The 14,394-nt window shown below is 50.2% G+C and carries 11 protein-coding genes; 7 read left to right on the top strand and 4 right to left on the bottom strand.

Annotated elements, in window-relative coordinates:
- Nucleotides 1–1,445: 1,445 nt before the first annotated feature.
- The 3 genes from VW41_10985 to VW41_10975 all read right to left on the bottom strand — a co-directional run bounded on the left by VW41_10985 (nt 1,446) and on the right by VW41_10975 (nt 5,359).
- A complete protein-coding gene (locus VW41_10985) occupies nt 1,446–2,726 on the bottom strand; it encodes a hypothetical protein (GenBank protein ID AJZ89521.1) in 1,281 nt (426 codons plus the stop codon).
- 1,128 nt (nt 2,727–3,854) lie between these two features.
- Entirely contained in the window at nt 3,855–4,514 is a 660-nt protein-coding gene (locus VW41_10980) for a TenA family transcriptional regulator (protein ID AJZ89520.1), read from the bottom strand.
- Nucleotides 4,514–5,359, bottom strand: coding sequence for a BtpA family membrane complex biogenesis protein (locus VW41_10975; GenBank protein ID AJZ89519.1), 846 nt, complete (start codon nt 5,357–5,359; stop codon nt 4,514–4,516). The genes VW41_10980 and VW41_10975 overlap by 1 nt, the downstream gene beginning before the upstream one ends.
- Nucleotides 5,360–5,385: 26 nt before the next feature.
- Here VW41_10975 and VW41_10970 point away from each other — a divergent pair, with 26 nt between their 5' ends.
- On the top strand, nt 5,386–6,258 hold the full coding sequence (locus tag VW41_10970) for a carbohydrate kinase (GenBank protein ID AJZ89518.1): 873 nt from the start codon (nt 5,386–5,388) through the stop codon (nt 6,256–6,258).
- 1 nt (nt 6,259) lies between these two features.
- On the opposite strand, the gene VW41_10965 is transcribed toward VW41_10970, so the two are convergent.
- A complete protein-coding gene (locus VW41_10965; protein AJZ89517.1) occupies nt 6,260–7,213 on the bottom strand; it encodes a sugar ABC transporter substrate-binding protein in 954 nt (317 codons plus the stop codon).
- 344 nt (nt 7,214–7,557) lie between these two features.
- On the opposite strand from VW41_10965, the gene VW41_10960 reads away from it, so the two are divergent.
- The 6 genes from VW41_10960 (at nt 7,558) to VW41_10935 (ending at nt 13,692) form a co-directional block, all read left to right on the top strand.
- Nucleotides 7,558–8,580 (top strand): cytochrome C peroxidase, encoded by a 1,023-nt coding sequence (locus tag VW41_10960; GenBank protein AJZ89516.1) that lies wholly within the window; start codon nt 7,558–7,560, stop codon nt 8,578–8,580.
- A gap of 345 nt (nt 8,581–8,925) precedes the next feature.
- Nucleotides 8,926–9,708 carry an ABC transporter ATP-binding protein gene (locus VW41_10955; protein ID AJZ89515.1) on the top strand — a complete coding sequence of 261 codons (783 nt, stop codon included), beginning with the start codon at nt 8,926–8,928 and terminating at the stop codon, nt 9,706–9,708.
- A 9-nt stretch (nt 9,709–9,717) separates the two neighbouring features.
- Complete coding sequence (locus VW41_10950) at nt 9,718–10,728, top strand: ABC transporter permease (protein ID AJZ89514.1); 1,011 nt, start codon at nt 9,718–9,720, stop codon at nt 10,726–10,728.
- Nucleotides 10,729–10,731: 3 nt separating this feature from the next.
- A complete protein-coding gene (locus VW41_10945) occupies nt 10,732–11,811 on the top strand; it encodes an aryldialkylphosphatase (protein AJZ89513.1) in 1,080 nt (359 codons plus the stop codon).
- Between the two features lie 13 nt (nt 11,812–11,824).
- Nucleotides 11,825–12,580, top strand: coding sequence for an A4 beta-galactosidase middle domain protein (locus tag VW41_10940; GenBank protein AJZ89512.1), 756 nt, complete (start codon nt 11,825–11,827; stop codon nt 12,578–12,580).
- Nucleotides 12,580–13,692, top strand: coding sequence for a peptidase M20 (locus tag VW41_10935; protein AJZ89511.1), 1,113 nt, complete (start codon nt 12,580–12,582; stop codon nt 13,690–13,692). The genes VW41_10940 and VW41_10935 overlap by 1 nt, the downstream gene beginning before the upstream one ends.
- Nucleotides 13,693–14,394: the final 702 nt, after the last annotated feature.

Below are 14,394 nucleotides of genomic sequence, written 5' to 3'. Positions count from 1 at the left end.
CGATTAGGAATATTAAGCACTGACCTTTTGCTCATCAAAATGCTTTGGTCTGGAGTGTATGTATGTATTAAAGTAGATACAACGACTCCTTTAATTCCTGCTTTGTTGATGAGTTCTTCAATTTTTTCATTAACACTATTTTTTTCTAAATTTTCACGAATAAGCACAACTTTTCGCAATAACGCATGACTCCATCCATCCTCTTCAATTGTTTCAATAATTTTTGCTATGCATTCATCTGTTTTTTTTGAAGCATAACATTCATCAATATATTCAAGAGACTGCGCAAGCCTTTTAAGTCTATGCCAATGCTTTGCGGCGCTAACCTCAAGAGAGGTCAGTATTTCATTTAAATTTGCATGGATATCTGCTCGAAGTATGTCGTGGAATTGAGGTGTTTTAGGAAAAGGAATAGATTTCTTGACGGCTTTAGTTAAAGTGGAGCTATTTATTATTTCATCTAGGGTATCAATTTGAGACTTTCCAAACTTGGCACTTAACTTGGTTAAGCGAGCAATAGCATTGCCCTCGCCATCACTTAAAATAGCTCTAAGTTGATTTCTGGTATTTAAATCAAACCTTTTTATTCTTTGTTCCCTACGCATCACCCTTTTCCTCTATTTAAGCGCGATAATATGTTATTTTTTATTTTGAAGGAATATCAAGCTAACTCGTTTATTTTAAAGAGCATAAAACTATCGGCGTGAATCCTAAAATTAACCCTGCAAGACCTAATACAACAAACACTATTCTAAAACATCTACCATACGTCCAGACAGAAAATAACCCAGAGTTGAGGGTTGAATGATCCAAATCACTAGAAAATATCCTGAATGATGGATGCTCTAAGTGTGATTCCAAATACTTCAATGCTCCTTCTGATTTTTTGATGAGCAAGGAAACACGGTCATCTAGTTTATAAAAAATAAAGGTAATAAAAGTTATAAACAAACCCAATACGGTGCTAAAATAAATAAAATCGCCTCCCTGCTGTAAAGATATGCCGCAACCTGCAGCGAGTAAACCTACAACCGTGATGTAAAAATTAAAGACCGTCATACGTTGTTGCGAGTGAACTTCAAAATATTTCCATGCATGCTCGAAGGATAAATCATTTGGCTGTTTCATTTTTTATTGGGTTTCTCAAATTGAAAATATTTGGGCGTTAATGATTTATAAAGTCTTTCATCATTTCAATAACATAAAAACATAAGAATTAAATTTTTCTCAGTAAGAGAAAATGAGTAGCATAGTTAAGTAATTAAATCTCCTTACTCTTTATGCTTCCTTTTCCTTAATGCTATCAAACAAAATGAATGGTACGTCCGAGTTGGATGACGTCAGTATTTATCTGATCGGGTAATACGCCGTACATCCTTGTACGGCTTGACCGTCCTTATTTAGGTGTTGAGTATTCTGATGGAAAACGCAATTTATCCATATGGTTACTGACGAATTAGTGATACCAATTCCTCCCGTTTTTCCATTAAAAGTGCCTGAATAACTTTATTCTTTCCAGCATAAATCTCTTTGTTGTTACTCTTCTGTATCCAGCCAACGCGTTTTTGGCGTGAGTCGTAGCTGAATAAATTTAGCAGGAACTCACGTTTATCTTCTCCCAGGACAGAAAGGAGTATTTCCTCAGGGCTATTATACTGGAAAATAACATGTTCGTGTGAGTAATTATGTAACGCGATTGCTTTTAGTTTGGTGAGTTCTGCTACGTCCAAAACATCCTTATCGCAAGAAACGAGGTTTGATATATAGAAGTCGACACCAAATTCGTTGCTTGTATTACTGAACCAATCCATAACACGAAACATGAACAAATCCCAGGCACAACCATGAATAATACCAAGAGAGTCGGGGTGATGATGGTTGATTTTGCGAAGTTTCTTTGTTAATTGGTTACTATTCCCATTAAAAAGAATGTCTGTACAAATAGCAATCTCTCGTAGCATCATCACTTGCAATTTTTCATCCATAAACTGAATAAGCATTTCAAGCTTATGTTCATTTTTGTCTTTCGTAGTGATATCCAGTATCTTGGTTTCTAGTAGCAATAATTCGGTCAAAGCAAATTGGTGATCAAGTAAATTAAACTCCCCATTCTGATGCCAGGAAAGGAAATTTTTAAATAACGGAGCGATACTTTCCTCGCATTGCTCAAGGAAATATTTTTTATACATCTCCCGCCAGGATTCATCCAGCGGGCCCGAAATTTTTGATAACGCAGTCATGACGGCAAAGGTTTTTCTGCCATATTCGATATTTTCAGGCTTGGTGTCAAAATATTTCCTATTTTCAAAAAGATATAAATAAGGATTGATATTTCGGTAATCTATCCCTAAGGACTGTATTCGCCCCAGTTGTTTTCTTAGCTCTGGACCAAATTTCTCTTTATATCCTAATGAATAAATAAATGAGGCCACGTTTGAGTCGAAATATGTTCCTGTTCCTGCAAGATAAGGAACCACTCCTTCGGTTCCTGCCATGTTCGCATCAATAACCCATAAGGATCGTCCCCTAAAAATGGAACAGATTCCCGTTGAACTACCTACTACTCTGTTCTGTAGTTTAAATGGACCATGATCATCGTTAGCGGCGTAGATGATTCGCCAGTCCTTCAACAAATCGAAGTGCCGTTCATATATGTTATGTGCTTCAAGTGGAGAAGATGTAGCAGTAATTTGATGAAATATACGCTGTAGTTCAAAATCATCCATTGAAATATCTTTCCTCAAAAGTGTAGTGGTTTACTGAATTTGGCCACCTGAACAGAGGTGATATGCTCACCTTAGAACAATACAGGTGCATAATACTAGGCTAACGGTCCGGAGCTGATCTCGCTGACGCTGGCACAATGGGCAAAAGAGCATAGTGTGATGCTGGAATTTATGAGGCCCGGCAAAACAAGGCAAAATGCCTTTATCGAAGGGCTCAACCGGACATACAAAACAGAAATACTGGATTTTTATCTATTCAAAACACTGAATGAATTTTGGAAGCAACCATATATACCACCGTTAGCCTCTTCCTGATTAGAATAAGCAAACGTTAATATAAATGGCCTCTTTATATTTCATCCATCATTTTCCTATAAAAAAACTGTGCATGCTGAAAACATGGCCATAACATAGTTCGAGTAATAACGCCATGTAAGTCTTACTAATGCCATTAGTGTTCGCTTAACACCACTCTGCCAACATAGATCTTAATAGCCCTCTTACCCAACCGATTCCCCTCAGGCAAACCTAGAAAACTTGACAACGCTACCGCCCTCAGATTCATCATTCTGATTAGGTATTAACATATCTAAATGTCGCTGAAATTAATGAATTGTTCAAGAAAACAATAATATACCACCTAAATTTGGTAGGTTTGGATATATGATTGCGGTGGGATATAGTTTTCATAGCAGATTTTCATGAAATGCTTATAAGAATCAGACCTTATGTTAGTTCATGAAGTCCTGCGAGAGTGAATTCAGATGTACACTGAAGCTACTACATAAAATCAGGTGGATAAAAGCTATATAGCTTATGAACTGGACTCTCACACAACATAAGTTAAATTGCATTTATGGGTCTGTTGCTTCATGGTTCTCTGGTGCAGCTACAGCCATCAGCATGTTGTGAATTTTGAGATACCTCCCTTTTCTTGCGTTCGGTGTCCCGTTCGGTACTGATTGTGTGGCCGTATCATTAGGCTCTGAGCCTGGGTCAGATGCCGGGTCTATTCAAAACCGGAGTCATCATACCGCCGCCTGGCAATATGATGCCCCGCTCCAGCCACTCATTTAAAAGCTGTATTTGGTCGCCACCATTTTAGACGAACCACTATGCACGCTCCTGTTATTCACCTCGCGGCCACTCCTCGTACGCTGCGTGATGAAAATCAATTTCCCACTGCAGAACATCGCCATAAAGTGCCGACAGCGCCTGCTTTTCTTTTTCACTCAGCGCGATGGCGCAGCGATCGAGTTCGTTCTTTAGCCAAAGAGCCTGCTGATAGAATGCGTCCTCCGCGTGCATCTCTACCCAGCGTCGGATGTCCGCGTCGCTCTGGCGACGCTCGCTCACCCGCTGGCACCAGAAGTAATACATCCATTCCGCAGCGAACATCATTGTAACGATCTGCTCATAGCTGCCCTGCTGGGCGGTCCACAGCATACCGTCGCGAAAACGCCGCACGGCGGGTAAATCGGCCGGGTACTCAGCGGGATCGATCCGCCGCTCTGATAACACCTGTTCAAACCATGCGATCTGGGTGTCAACCAGGGCATTCAGCACGCCAATCAGCCAGCGCTGCTGATGAATATCCGGCGCTTTGCTGACCCCGAGGGCAAAAATCGCGATTGCCGTCGCGACAAAGTTGCCTTCAAATACGAGATAACGGTTGAAGACGGCTGCTGGCAGACGATCCTCCTCTATATCAACCACAAAACGGTGCCTCTGCATCGCCTGCCACGCCTGTTGATGCTCGCTCAGCAGACGCTCGCTAAACAATTCCATTATTCCTCCTCGAGCGCGGCCTGCGCGACTGACATAAAATGCTTAACCCGGGCCAGCTCAACATCATTCCACCAGACGCCATCGACCTTCATCGTACTGGCCACTATGACTCCTTGAGTTCGCCCAAGGATCTGGCGCACGTTGCCCGGCGTCACCCCGGAGCCCACTAACAGCGGTAGCTCCGTGGCAGCACGGATCTCATCAATTTCCTCCATCGTGGCGCTATCCCCCGTGCGCTGGCCGGTGGCGATCACCGCATCAGCCTCGAAGAAATCGACGTCACGCGTCAGTTCCTGAATCGAACGATCGGCCACGATGGCATGACTGCCGTGCTTAACGTGGCTGTCGGCAAAAACGCGGATATGCTCGGCGCGCAGCATACTGCGGTAGCGCAGTGCCTTGGCGGCCGCCCCTTCAATAAATCCTTCGTTGGCAATATAGGCGTTGGCCCACTGGTTTACGCGGACGAAATCGGCTCCGCCCGCCAGGGCGATAGCCATCGCCGGGATTGCAGCGTTAGCCAGAACGTTAATACCCAGCGGCACAGCAAAACGCTCTCGCACTTTCTCGGTAATCACCGCCATCAGCGCGGAGGTTTCATGCCCGATATCCTCAGGTTTGGAAAAAGGAATATCCCCGTGATTTTCGATAATAAGGCCATGAACGCCGCCGGAAATATAATTTTCAGCATCGCGAAGCGCACGCTCAACAATACCGGAAACTGATTTTCCTCGATATTTTGGCGAGCCGGGGAAAGGGTCGCAATGAATAACACCAATAACAGCTTTATTACGTGAAAAAATAGCTTGTATTGCGTTCGTTTTTTCTGCTGAGATAGCAATCATCTTATCCATCCTTTTAAGGACATACTATGCGTGTTTACGTTATCGGTAATATTGCCGTGGATGAAACCTGGGCCATTTCAGACATGCCAAAAAAAGGCGTTTCAATTCACGGAATTAAAGTCTCGCAGGATGTCGGCGGTAAAGGCGCGAATCAGGCGATTATATTATCCCGCTGCGGAATCGACACGCATTTAATTGCTGCCACGGGAAATGACAGCAACGGCGAGTGGATCCGTCAGCAGATAATAAATGAACCATTGACGCTACTACCCGACGGCCATTTCAATCCACATAGCGACACCTCGATTATTTTAAATAGTGCTGATGGCGACAATGCCATTATTACCACTACGGCTGCTGCTGATACGTTCAGCCTTGATGATATTATTCCGCATATGGCGGAGGCCACAGCGGGCGATATTCTGCTCCAGCAAGGCAATTTCTCCCTGGATAAAACGCGGGCACTGTTCCAGTACGCCAAAACCCGCGGTATGACAACGGTATTCAACCCCTCACCTGTCAACCCTGACTTTTGCCATCTGTGGCCGCTTATCGACATCGCGGTGGTCAATGAATCCGAAGCCGAACAGCTCCAACCCTATGCCGTGAGAAGCTTAGTGGTGACCCAGGGCGCGGCAGGCGCCTGGCTTATCCAGGCGGGCCAGCGCCAGTTTTGCCCCGCCTTCCCTGCCGAGGCGCTAGACACCACCGGTGCAGGCGACACCTTCCTCGCGGTGATGCTGGCGTCTTCAATCCTGCGCGGTGTTGCGCCGGATGCGCTGGCGCTGGCACACGCCAGTAGAGCTGCCGCCATTACCGTCAGCCGCCGTGGAACGCTCAGCGCGTTTCCCGACGGCGCTGAACTCACCGCCCTGTTAGCCGTGAACGGCGCAAACTGACCTACTTGAACAGCGAACGGTAGGTATCTACGTTCGCTTTGGTTACCACCGTGGCAGGAACCAGAATGGTTTTCGGCACGGTTTTACCTGAGGTGATAGCGTTCAGCGCTTTCAGAGCTTCGGCCCCCATCTTTTCCGGATCCTGCTGCAATACGGCGGTGACGTACCCACCGTCGATACCTGAAATGGCCTTCGCCGTCAGATCCCAGCCAAAGACTTTAATATCCTTCTGGCGCCCCTGGTTTTCCACGGCGGCAATGGCGCCCAGCAAAGCGGGTTCGCCGGTGGCATAAATCACCGTCAGATCGGGGTTACCGGTAATCAGGTTTTCGGCCGCGATCATGGCTTTATCCTGCACGTTCTGGCCGTCGACAACGTCAGCAATGGTGATTTTCGGATTGCTTTTCAGCATCTCTTCAAATCCTTTCTGCCGCTGGTTCTGAATAGCTGAATTCAGTGCACCAACAATACCCAACCGCGCCTGCCCCCCCATCTCTTTCTGCACATAGTCCACGAAGTATTTACCAATTATTTTACCACCCTCGATATTATCAACGCCGACCTGAGCCGCCTGCGGCCCGGCCGGTAATACGGCATCAATCGCAATTACCGGAATGTTGGCAGCGGCAGCTTCTTTTATCGCAGGCATAATGCCGTTAACGTCGATAGCGTCAACGAGAATACCTTTAACACCTTGTTGAATATAGTTTTCTATCGCATCGTTTTGCGCCACGGGATTATCATTAGAGTTAAAAATCACTAAATTTTTGCCGCTGGACTTAGCCGCATCCGCCGCACCTTTATTCATCAGATTAAAGAACAGAGCCTGCTGATTAATTTGTACCAGCGCATAAGTTGGAGCTGCGGCGCCGGCGGCAGAAATAAAACCGATTGATGCCAGCATCGTCGTAGCTACAGCAATAGAACGCAGTTTTCCGGTGTTAAATAACATCATCATTATCCTCTTCGGGAATAGTTTATAGCCAGCAGAGTTCCGCGCCGTATGTGAACGCAGAAGAGTTATTTTTTTGGCGGGCAAATATCGACTATATGGCCTGAACAATCATCGACGTTCGGCGGAGACCTGCTTAATTTCATTCCGGCAACCGGTCCGTGTCGGTGCACGACTGGAATGAGTTAAACGGGTTTGGGAATGATTTCCCGGATGATGCGGTAAACTGCCTATACAATTCTCCGCAGATTAAAATTTGTCAAGCATTTATTTCCGCTTATGGTGAGCAGAGAAATAGCTGTATCCACCGCGATTAACTGTGTTACAGATAGCCGATTCTGGGAGTCATGGCGCAGGAAATGAGTATAAAACGCGTATTGTTATCCGATGTGGCAAAGCTGGCGGGGCTGTCGAAGTCGACACTGTCGCGTTATATGAACAACAGTATTGTGCTGCCGCAGGACACCATCGACCGTATTGAAACCGCCATTCGCGAACTGGACTATCGTGGCAATAGCCTGGCCCGCCGTCTTAGCAAGGGCGGCAGCGAAACGTTTGGCCTGGTGCTTCCCGATATTACCAACCCCTTCTTTGCCGAACTGGCCGATGCCGCCGAAGAGGCCGCTTCCGCCAGCGGCTTCAGCCTGGTGCTGTGTATCACCCGTAACAACCCTGAAAAAGAGTGCCAGTTCATCCGCTGGCTGGATACCTGCCAGGTCGACGGCCTGCTGTTCACCACCAACCGCCCCGATAACGGCCTGCTGCGTAAAGAGATCCAGCGTCACGAACGCATTGTCTTGCTGGATGAAGATATTCCCGGCAGTAAGGTACCGAAAGTGTTTGCTGATAACGTCCAGGGCGGGCGGATCGCCACCGAACAACTGATCGCTGCCGGGCATCGCCATATCGCTTTCGTCGGTGGCCCGGATAAGTTGATGAGCGTCCGCGAGCGCTACCAGGGATTCTGCACCGCGATGGAGCAAGCCGGCCTGAGCTGGCCACCCGAATGGGTTATTTACGGCGACTACCACCGCGAGTTTGGCCAACAGGCGCTGCGGTACCTGTTCAGCCAGCCGGTTCCCCCGACCGCCGTCTTCGCCGCCAGCGACTATCTGGTGCTCGGTCTGTTAGACGGTCTGCGCACCAGAGGACTTCAGGCTCCGGAGGCGCTATCGTTGGTCGGCTTCGATGACGCCAACTACGCCGATTTTACCCAGCCGAGGATTTCGACTATCCGACAGCCCGCCCGGGAACTGGGCCGCACCGCGGTGAACATCATGATGCGCCTGCTGAACAACGATAGTGATATCCCGGCGGAAACCCGCCTGCCGGTTGAATGGATTGGTCGCGACTCGATCCAGAAGCGTTAAGCGCGTTCCAGAATGGCGCAAAAAGCGCCCAGCTTTGGCGCATAAAACGTTCAGCCAACAGTTTTATCATCATGGCAAGTAAACCGGTTTACCGATACTCCAAAGAATTAATTCTATTTAATACATATTGTTAAGTTTAATTGATGCTGTGTTGTTTCTGCCCTGGCACGGATGCTGCAATGTTTTTCCTGGCGAACAAATATCTTACATAGCGTTTGTCCTGACTGTACTGGCGAGTGCTCTTTTCCACAGGTAAACCGGTTTACTAGCATGTAAACCGTGTCGGATAGAGTCTCTCCTGCAGGAGGGCGAACATTTCCCTGCCACAGCGATGGGAGTTATCAGATGCAGCAGCCACAAACTACCCCAGCAAGGGTGGAGATGATCAATATCACCAAGACCTACGGGTCGATACGTTCCCTGCGCGGAGTCAACCTTGCGCTGGCCCCAGGCGAAGTGCTGGGCTTAGTCGGCGATAACGGCGCGGGGAAATCCACCCTGACCAAAGTGCTCTCTGGCGCGGTGATCCCTTCCAGCGGCACGATTCGTATCGACGGTGAACAGCAGCAGTTTACCGCTCCGGCCGATTCACGCCGCTGCCATATCGAGATGGTGTATCAGGATCTGTCGCTGTGCGACACGGTCGACGTCGCGGGCAATCTGTTTATGGGCCGCGAGCCGATGAAATCGGTCCTTGGTATCCCCTTCCTCGATGAGGGCAAAATGCACGCCGACGCCCGGGAGATGCTTAAAGGGCTCGGGATCTCCATTCCCGATACACGACTGCTGGTGCGAAATCTCTCCGGCGGCCAGCGCCAGGCTATTGCCATCGCTCGCGCAGCAGCCTTTGACCCGAAAGTGCTGATTATGGATGAACCCACCGCCGCGCTGGCCGTCGCGGAAGTCGAAGCGGTTCTCGAGCTCATTCGCCGCGTTTCCGCTCGCGGGGTGAGCGTGATTCTGATTACCCACCGCCTGCAGGACCTGTTCCTGGTCTGTGACCGGATCATGGTGATGTATGAAGGTACCAACGTCGCCGACAGACGGGTGGCCGACACCAGCCTGAGCGATATTGTTAACCTGATTGTGGGCGAAAAATTCACCGCCCACTCTGCGGCTGCACATTGAGGTAACAGGATGAGTATCATGAACTTAAGCAGCTCCCGCATGATCCAGCATTCGCTGCCGCGCCGCCTGCTGCATAACCACTCAGGCGTGGTCAGCATTGCACTCTTTTTCGTCTTCTGCTGCGTGGTGTTTTCGCTGATAACCAGCAACTTTCTCACCGGCACCAACTGGCTGAACATTATCCGTCAGAGTGCCCCGCTGCTGATAGTCGCGACGGCAATGACCCTGGTCATTACCACAGGCGGTATAGATCTGTCTGTGGGCTCTACCCTGGCGCTGGTCGGCGCGCTTTCCGCGATCGCCCTTAATAACTGGGGGCTGCCGTGGCCAGTGGTAATGCTCGGCGGCCTTTTGCTTGGCGGATTCGTTGGCGCCATCAACGGCTTTTTTATTGCCTATGAAGGCATTCCGGCGTTTATCGTCACTCTCGCCACCCTGGCCGTGGTTCGCGGCATCGCGCTTCTGGTCACCCAGGGCTACTCGATTCCGGTTCCGGCTGACAGCCTGTTTACCTTTATAGGACGCGCGTGGGTAGTGGGTATCCCCATGCCCGCGCTGATCGGCATTTTGTGTCTGGTTACCGGGCATATCGTACTCAACCATATGCGCTTTGGCCGCTACGTGACCGCTATCGGCGCCAACGCCGAAGGTGCACGACGCAGCGGCATTAACACCAAAGCGGTCACCATGAAGGTCTATATCATCAGCGGAATGGCTGCCGCACTGGCGGGGATGATCATTACCGCCAGACTCGGCAGCGGCTCCTCCAACCAGGGCGAGGGCTTTGAGCTGCAGGTCATAGCGGCCGTAGTGCTTGGCAGTACCAGCCTGTTTGGCGGCTTCGGTACCATTATTGGCACGCTGCTGGGCGCGCTGTCGATTGCGGTCATTCAGAACGGGCTGATCCTGTCGCATATTTCGCCGTTTTACACTCAGATAGCCACCGGCACCATTATCCTGCTGGCCATCTGGCTGAACACCCGCATTCTCAACCCGACTCGCTCCACGGCGAAAGGATAGTTGATGAAAGGATCAATTTTTCGCCACCCCTCCCCGCTACCGGTTGGCGTCAGTAGCGGTTACGTTATGACGGTGCTTGGCCCGCTGCCGGTTAACGAAATGGGCGTTACCCTGATGCATGAGCATATCCTGCTGGATGCCTCCGGCAAATGGGTGCCGCCCTGCTGCTGTAGCGATCGCCATCTTGCCGAACTGCCTGTGAAAATGGAAAACCTCGGCGAACTGTCGCTGAATCCGCTGATGAGCCGCGATAACTGCCAGCTGTTTGATGTCGATGTTGCGATTGACGAGCTGATGAAATATCGAGCCCTTGGCGGAGAAACGGTGGTTGACCCGACCAATATCGGTATTGGCCGCGATCCCAAAGCGCTGGCGCGCATCGCGCGTCTGACCGGTCTGAACATTATTATGGGGACTGGCCTCTATCTGGAACCGTCGCACCCCGAGTGGGTAAAAAACAGCAGCATCGAACAGCTGACCGAGCGGCTGATGTACGATCTTGGCGGCGCGGAGAAGAAACCGGAGGTGCTCGCCGGGCTCATCGGCGAAATCGGTATCTCAAGCCGATTTACGCCGGATGAGGAGAAATCCCTGCGCGCTGCGGGTCGGGCCAGTGCCGCGACAGGCGTGCCCATCGAGGTCCATCTGCCCGGCTGGGAGCGGCTGGGACATCGGGTGCTGGATATTCTCGAACAGGAAGGCGCCGATTTACGCCATACCGTGCTATGCCATATGAATCCCAGCTTTGCCGATAAGCGCTACCAGCGGGAACTGGCGCAGCGCGGGGCGTTTCTCGAATACGACATGATCGGCATGAGCTATTACTACGCTGACGAGTCGGTGCAGTCGCCCTCCGACGAGGAGAACGCCCGCGCGATTCGTGAGCTGATTGACGACGGCTATATTCAGCAAATTCTGCTGTCGCAGGACGTCTTCCTGAAAACCATGCTCACCCGCTACGGCGGTCACGGTTACGGCTACATACTCAAACATTTTGTTCCGCGTCTGAGACGCCACGGCATCAGCGGCGAACAGCTTGAAACCTTAATGATTGGTAATCCCCAACGCGTCTTTGGCGGATAAAAGGAAAATCATAATGCAGAAAAAAATCTTACTGGTCGGTGAATCCTGGACCAGCACGTCAACGCACGTTAAAGGTTTCGACCAGTTTGCCACCACCACCTGGCACACCGGCGCAACGGATTTTTTAGCAGCGCTGGCGGACAGTCCCTACGCCGTGACCTATATGCCCGCCCACGCGGCGGCGACAGATTTTCCGCTGATGCTGGAAGCGCTGCAGGAGTGGGATGCGATTATTCTCTCGGACATCGGCGCCAATACGCTGCTGCTGCATCCGGACACCTGGCTGAAAAGCCGGCGAACCGCCAACCGTCTGACGCTTCTGCATGACTACGTGGCCGGCGGCGGCTCGCTGATGATGATTGGCGGATATTACAGCTTCCAGGGCATTAACGGCGGCGCGCGCTATCGCCATACTGCGGTAGAGAAGGTTTTGCCGGTCCGCTGTCTGGCGTGGGATGACCGCGTTGAAACCCCGGAAGGTTGCTATGCTGAAGTGGCGGAATCGCACACCTTGTTGAACAATATTCCAGGCGAATGGCCGTGGCTGCTGGGCTATAACGAAGTTGAAATGCATCCAGAAGGTAAACTGCTGGCAACCGTCGCTGGTACCGGTCATCCGCTGCTGGCTATTCGTGAATATCAACAGGGCCGTTCGCTGGTGTGGACCAGCGACATGTCGGCACACTGGCTGCCGGAAGAGTTTACTCAATGGCCCGGCTATCGCCAGCTATGGATTAACTGCCTCGACTGGCTGACGGAACATCGCTGATGGTCTCCACCCTGCACTTGGCCCGGCAACTGCTGGGCTTTAACACCATCAACCCGCCGGGCAGCGAAGCGGATTGCATGCGGTTCTTTGCCAACTGGCTGGACGAAAGCGGTTTTGAAGTTTCGCTGTCATCGTTCGGCGAGGGACGCTGCAATCTTATCGCCAGGCTGACCGGAGCGAAGACGGGTAAACCGCTGGCCTTCACCGGACATCTGGATACCGTCCCGCTGGGAAGTGCCCGGTGGCAGTACGATCCTTTCGGCTCGCAGATAGAAGATGGGCGTCTTTATGGACGCGGATCGAGCGATATGAAAGCGGCAATAGCGGCGTTTGCCGTGGCCTGCGTCAAGCTGCGGGAAACGATCCTCGCCGGACGCGGCGCGTTATTGCTAATTACCGGCGGAGAAGAGACCGGCTGCGACGGGGCACGGGCACTGATCGCCTCCACGACGTTGCCGGACGTGGGCGCGCTGATCGTCGGTGAGCCCACCGCCAACTATCCGGTTATCGGCCATAAAGGCGCACTCTGGCTACGCTGCGAAACTCGGGGGAAAACCGCTCACGGCGCGATGCCGGAGCTGGGAATTAATGCTATCTATCTGGCGGCGGATGCGCTGGGTAAAATCCAACATTTTTCGCCGGGCCCGCCGCATCCACTGATGAAGCAGCCCACGGTGAATGTCGGAAGTATTCACGGCGGGCTAAATATTAATTCCGTGCCGGACCACACGCGCTTCGATGTCGATATCCGCAGCGCGCCCAATTTACAGCACGCCACCATCCGCCGGCGGTTGAGTACGCTGCTTGGCGAGAGCGTCACGGTGTCAACGCTAGTCGATCTGCCCGCAGTACTCAGCGAACAAGAGCACGCGTGGATAAAACAGGTTTATCAGCGCTGCCAGCCGCTGCACGCCAGGCCGCTTGAGCCCCGCGTAGTGCCATACTTTACCGACGCATCTCTGTTGCTGCCTGCGTTGGGAAACCCGCCCTGCATGATTCTCGGCCCCGGCGAGCCGTCTATGGCCCATCAAACCGACGAGTATTGTCTGCTCAGTCGGCTGGAAGAAGCGGAACAGCTGTACGGGGAGATTATTCGCGACTGGATGGCGTAAACCGGTGGGTAAAGGCAAAATATAAGTGACAGTGTCACTTAAAGCCGATGCTGCGCGATCAATCCGCCGCCAGCGCCAGTCACTCTCGTCCAGGGGAGTATTGATCATGCCGGAATTCTGTTTCTGAATGCAGCAGGATTTTAGGTCAGGGTCAGTTCAATCGCTCGATAAACGCGTGCTGCGTCGGCTTACAAAATAAACTTACATATTATTATCAAGCTAATCATCCATAGTGCCTTATATATTTTTTGATTTCCCCGTGATAATTATTATGTTCATTTCATTTTAATCAAAATAAGACAAATCCCCGTCCGGTGCTATGTTGATTAGATGTAAAGACAAATCCCTATGCCGCTCTGCGACATGAGCCAGGGGTAAGTTCAATAATAATTCACTATTGCCTTTGTTATTACGCGGCTTTCATATGGCGCGAATTATCCTAAAGCTCATCATCGAACTGACCTCGACCAGAAAATTTCCCTTCCAGGGTATAAAAAACACCCTATAAAAACATAAAACAATGATTTAATTAAGTTTAATAATCAATTTTTCAATAATGATAATAGATCTCATTATCATTTACACGAGGATAAAACTTGGTTATCATAAGATGATTATTCCAATAAAAACCTGCAATTGAGTTTTTTTTACTATTTTTTTCGTGTATTGGAGTGAATGTGGCACTTTTCATAGGGATTTTTT

Origin of the sequence: Klebsiella michiganensis (genome assembly GCA_000963575.1) — a bacterium.
In the GTDB taxonomy this organism is placed as follows: Bacteria; Pseudomonadota; Gammaproteobacteria; order Enterobacterales; family Enterobacteriaceae; genus Cedecea; species Cedecea michiganensis_A.
Note: the sequence above shows the minus strand (reverse complement) of the source record. Positions and strands in the feature narration are given on the sequence as shown.

What these genes read in the sequence shown, in the direction of transcription:
- VW41_10960 (AJZ89516.1), top strand. Translation starts at nt 7,558, where the DNA reads ATGGCGCAGGAAATGAGTATAAAACGCGTATTGTTATCCGATGTGGCA.
- VW41_10935 (AJZ89511.1), top strand. Translation starts at nt 12,580, where the DNA reads ATGGTCTCCACCCTGCACTTGGCCCGGCAACTGCTGGGCTTTAACACC.
- VW41_10980 (AJZ89520.1), bottom strand. Translation starts at nt 4,514, where the DNA reads ATGGAATTGTTTAGCGAGCGTCTGCTGAGCGAGCATCAACAGGCGTGG.
- VW41_10940 (AJZ89512.1), top strand. Translation starts at nt 11,825, where the DNA reads ATGCAGAAAAAAATCTTACTGGTCGGTGAATCCTGGACCAGCACGTCA.
- VW41_10975 (AJZ89519.1), bottom strand. Translation starts at nt 5,359, where the DNA reads ATGATTGCTATCTCAGCAGAAAAAACGAACGCAATACAAGCTATTTTT.
- VW41_10955 (AJZ89515.1), top strand. Translation starts at nt 8,926, where the DNA reads ATGCAGCAGCCACAAACTACCCCAGCAAGGGTGGAGATGATCAATATC.
- VW41_10970 (AJZ89518.1), top strand. Translation starts at nt 5,386, where the DNA reads ATGCGTGTTTACGTTATCGGTAATATTGCCGTGGATGAAACCTGGGCC.
- VW41_10965 (AJZ89517.1), bottom strand. Translation starts at nt 7,213, where the DNA reads ATGATGTTATTTAACACCGGAAAACTGCGTTCTATTGCTGTAGCTACG.
- VW41_10950 (AJZ89514.1), top strand. Translation starts at nt 9,718, where the DNA reads ATGAGTATCATGAACTTAAGCAGCTCCCGCATGATCCAGCATTCGCTG.
- VW41_10945 (AJZ89513.1), top strand. Translation starts at nt 10,732, where the DNA reads ATGAAAGGATCAATTTTTCGCCACCCCTCCCCGCTACCGGTTGGCGTC.
- VW41_10985 (AJZ89521.1), bottom strand. Translation starts at nt 2,726, where the DNA reads ATGGATGATTTTGAACTACAGCGTATATTTCATCAAATTACTGCTACA.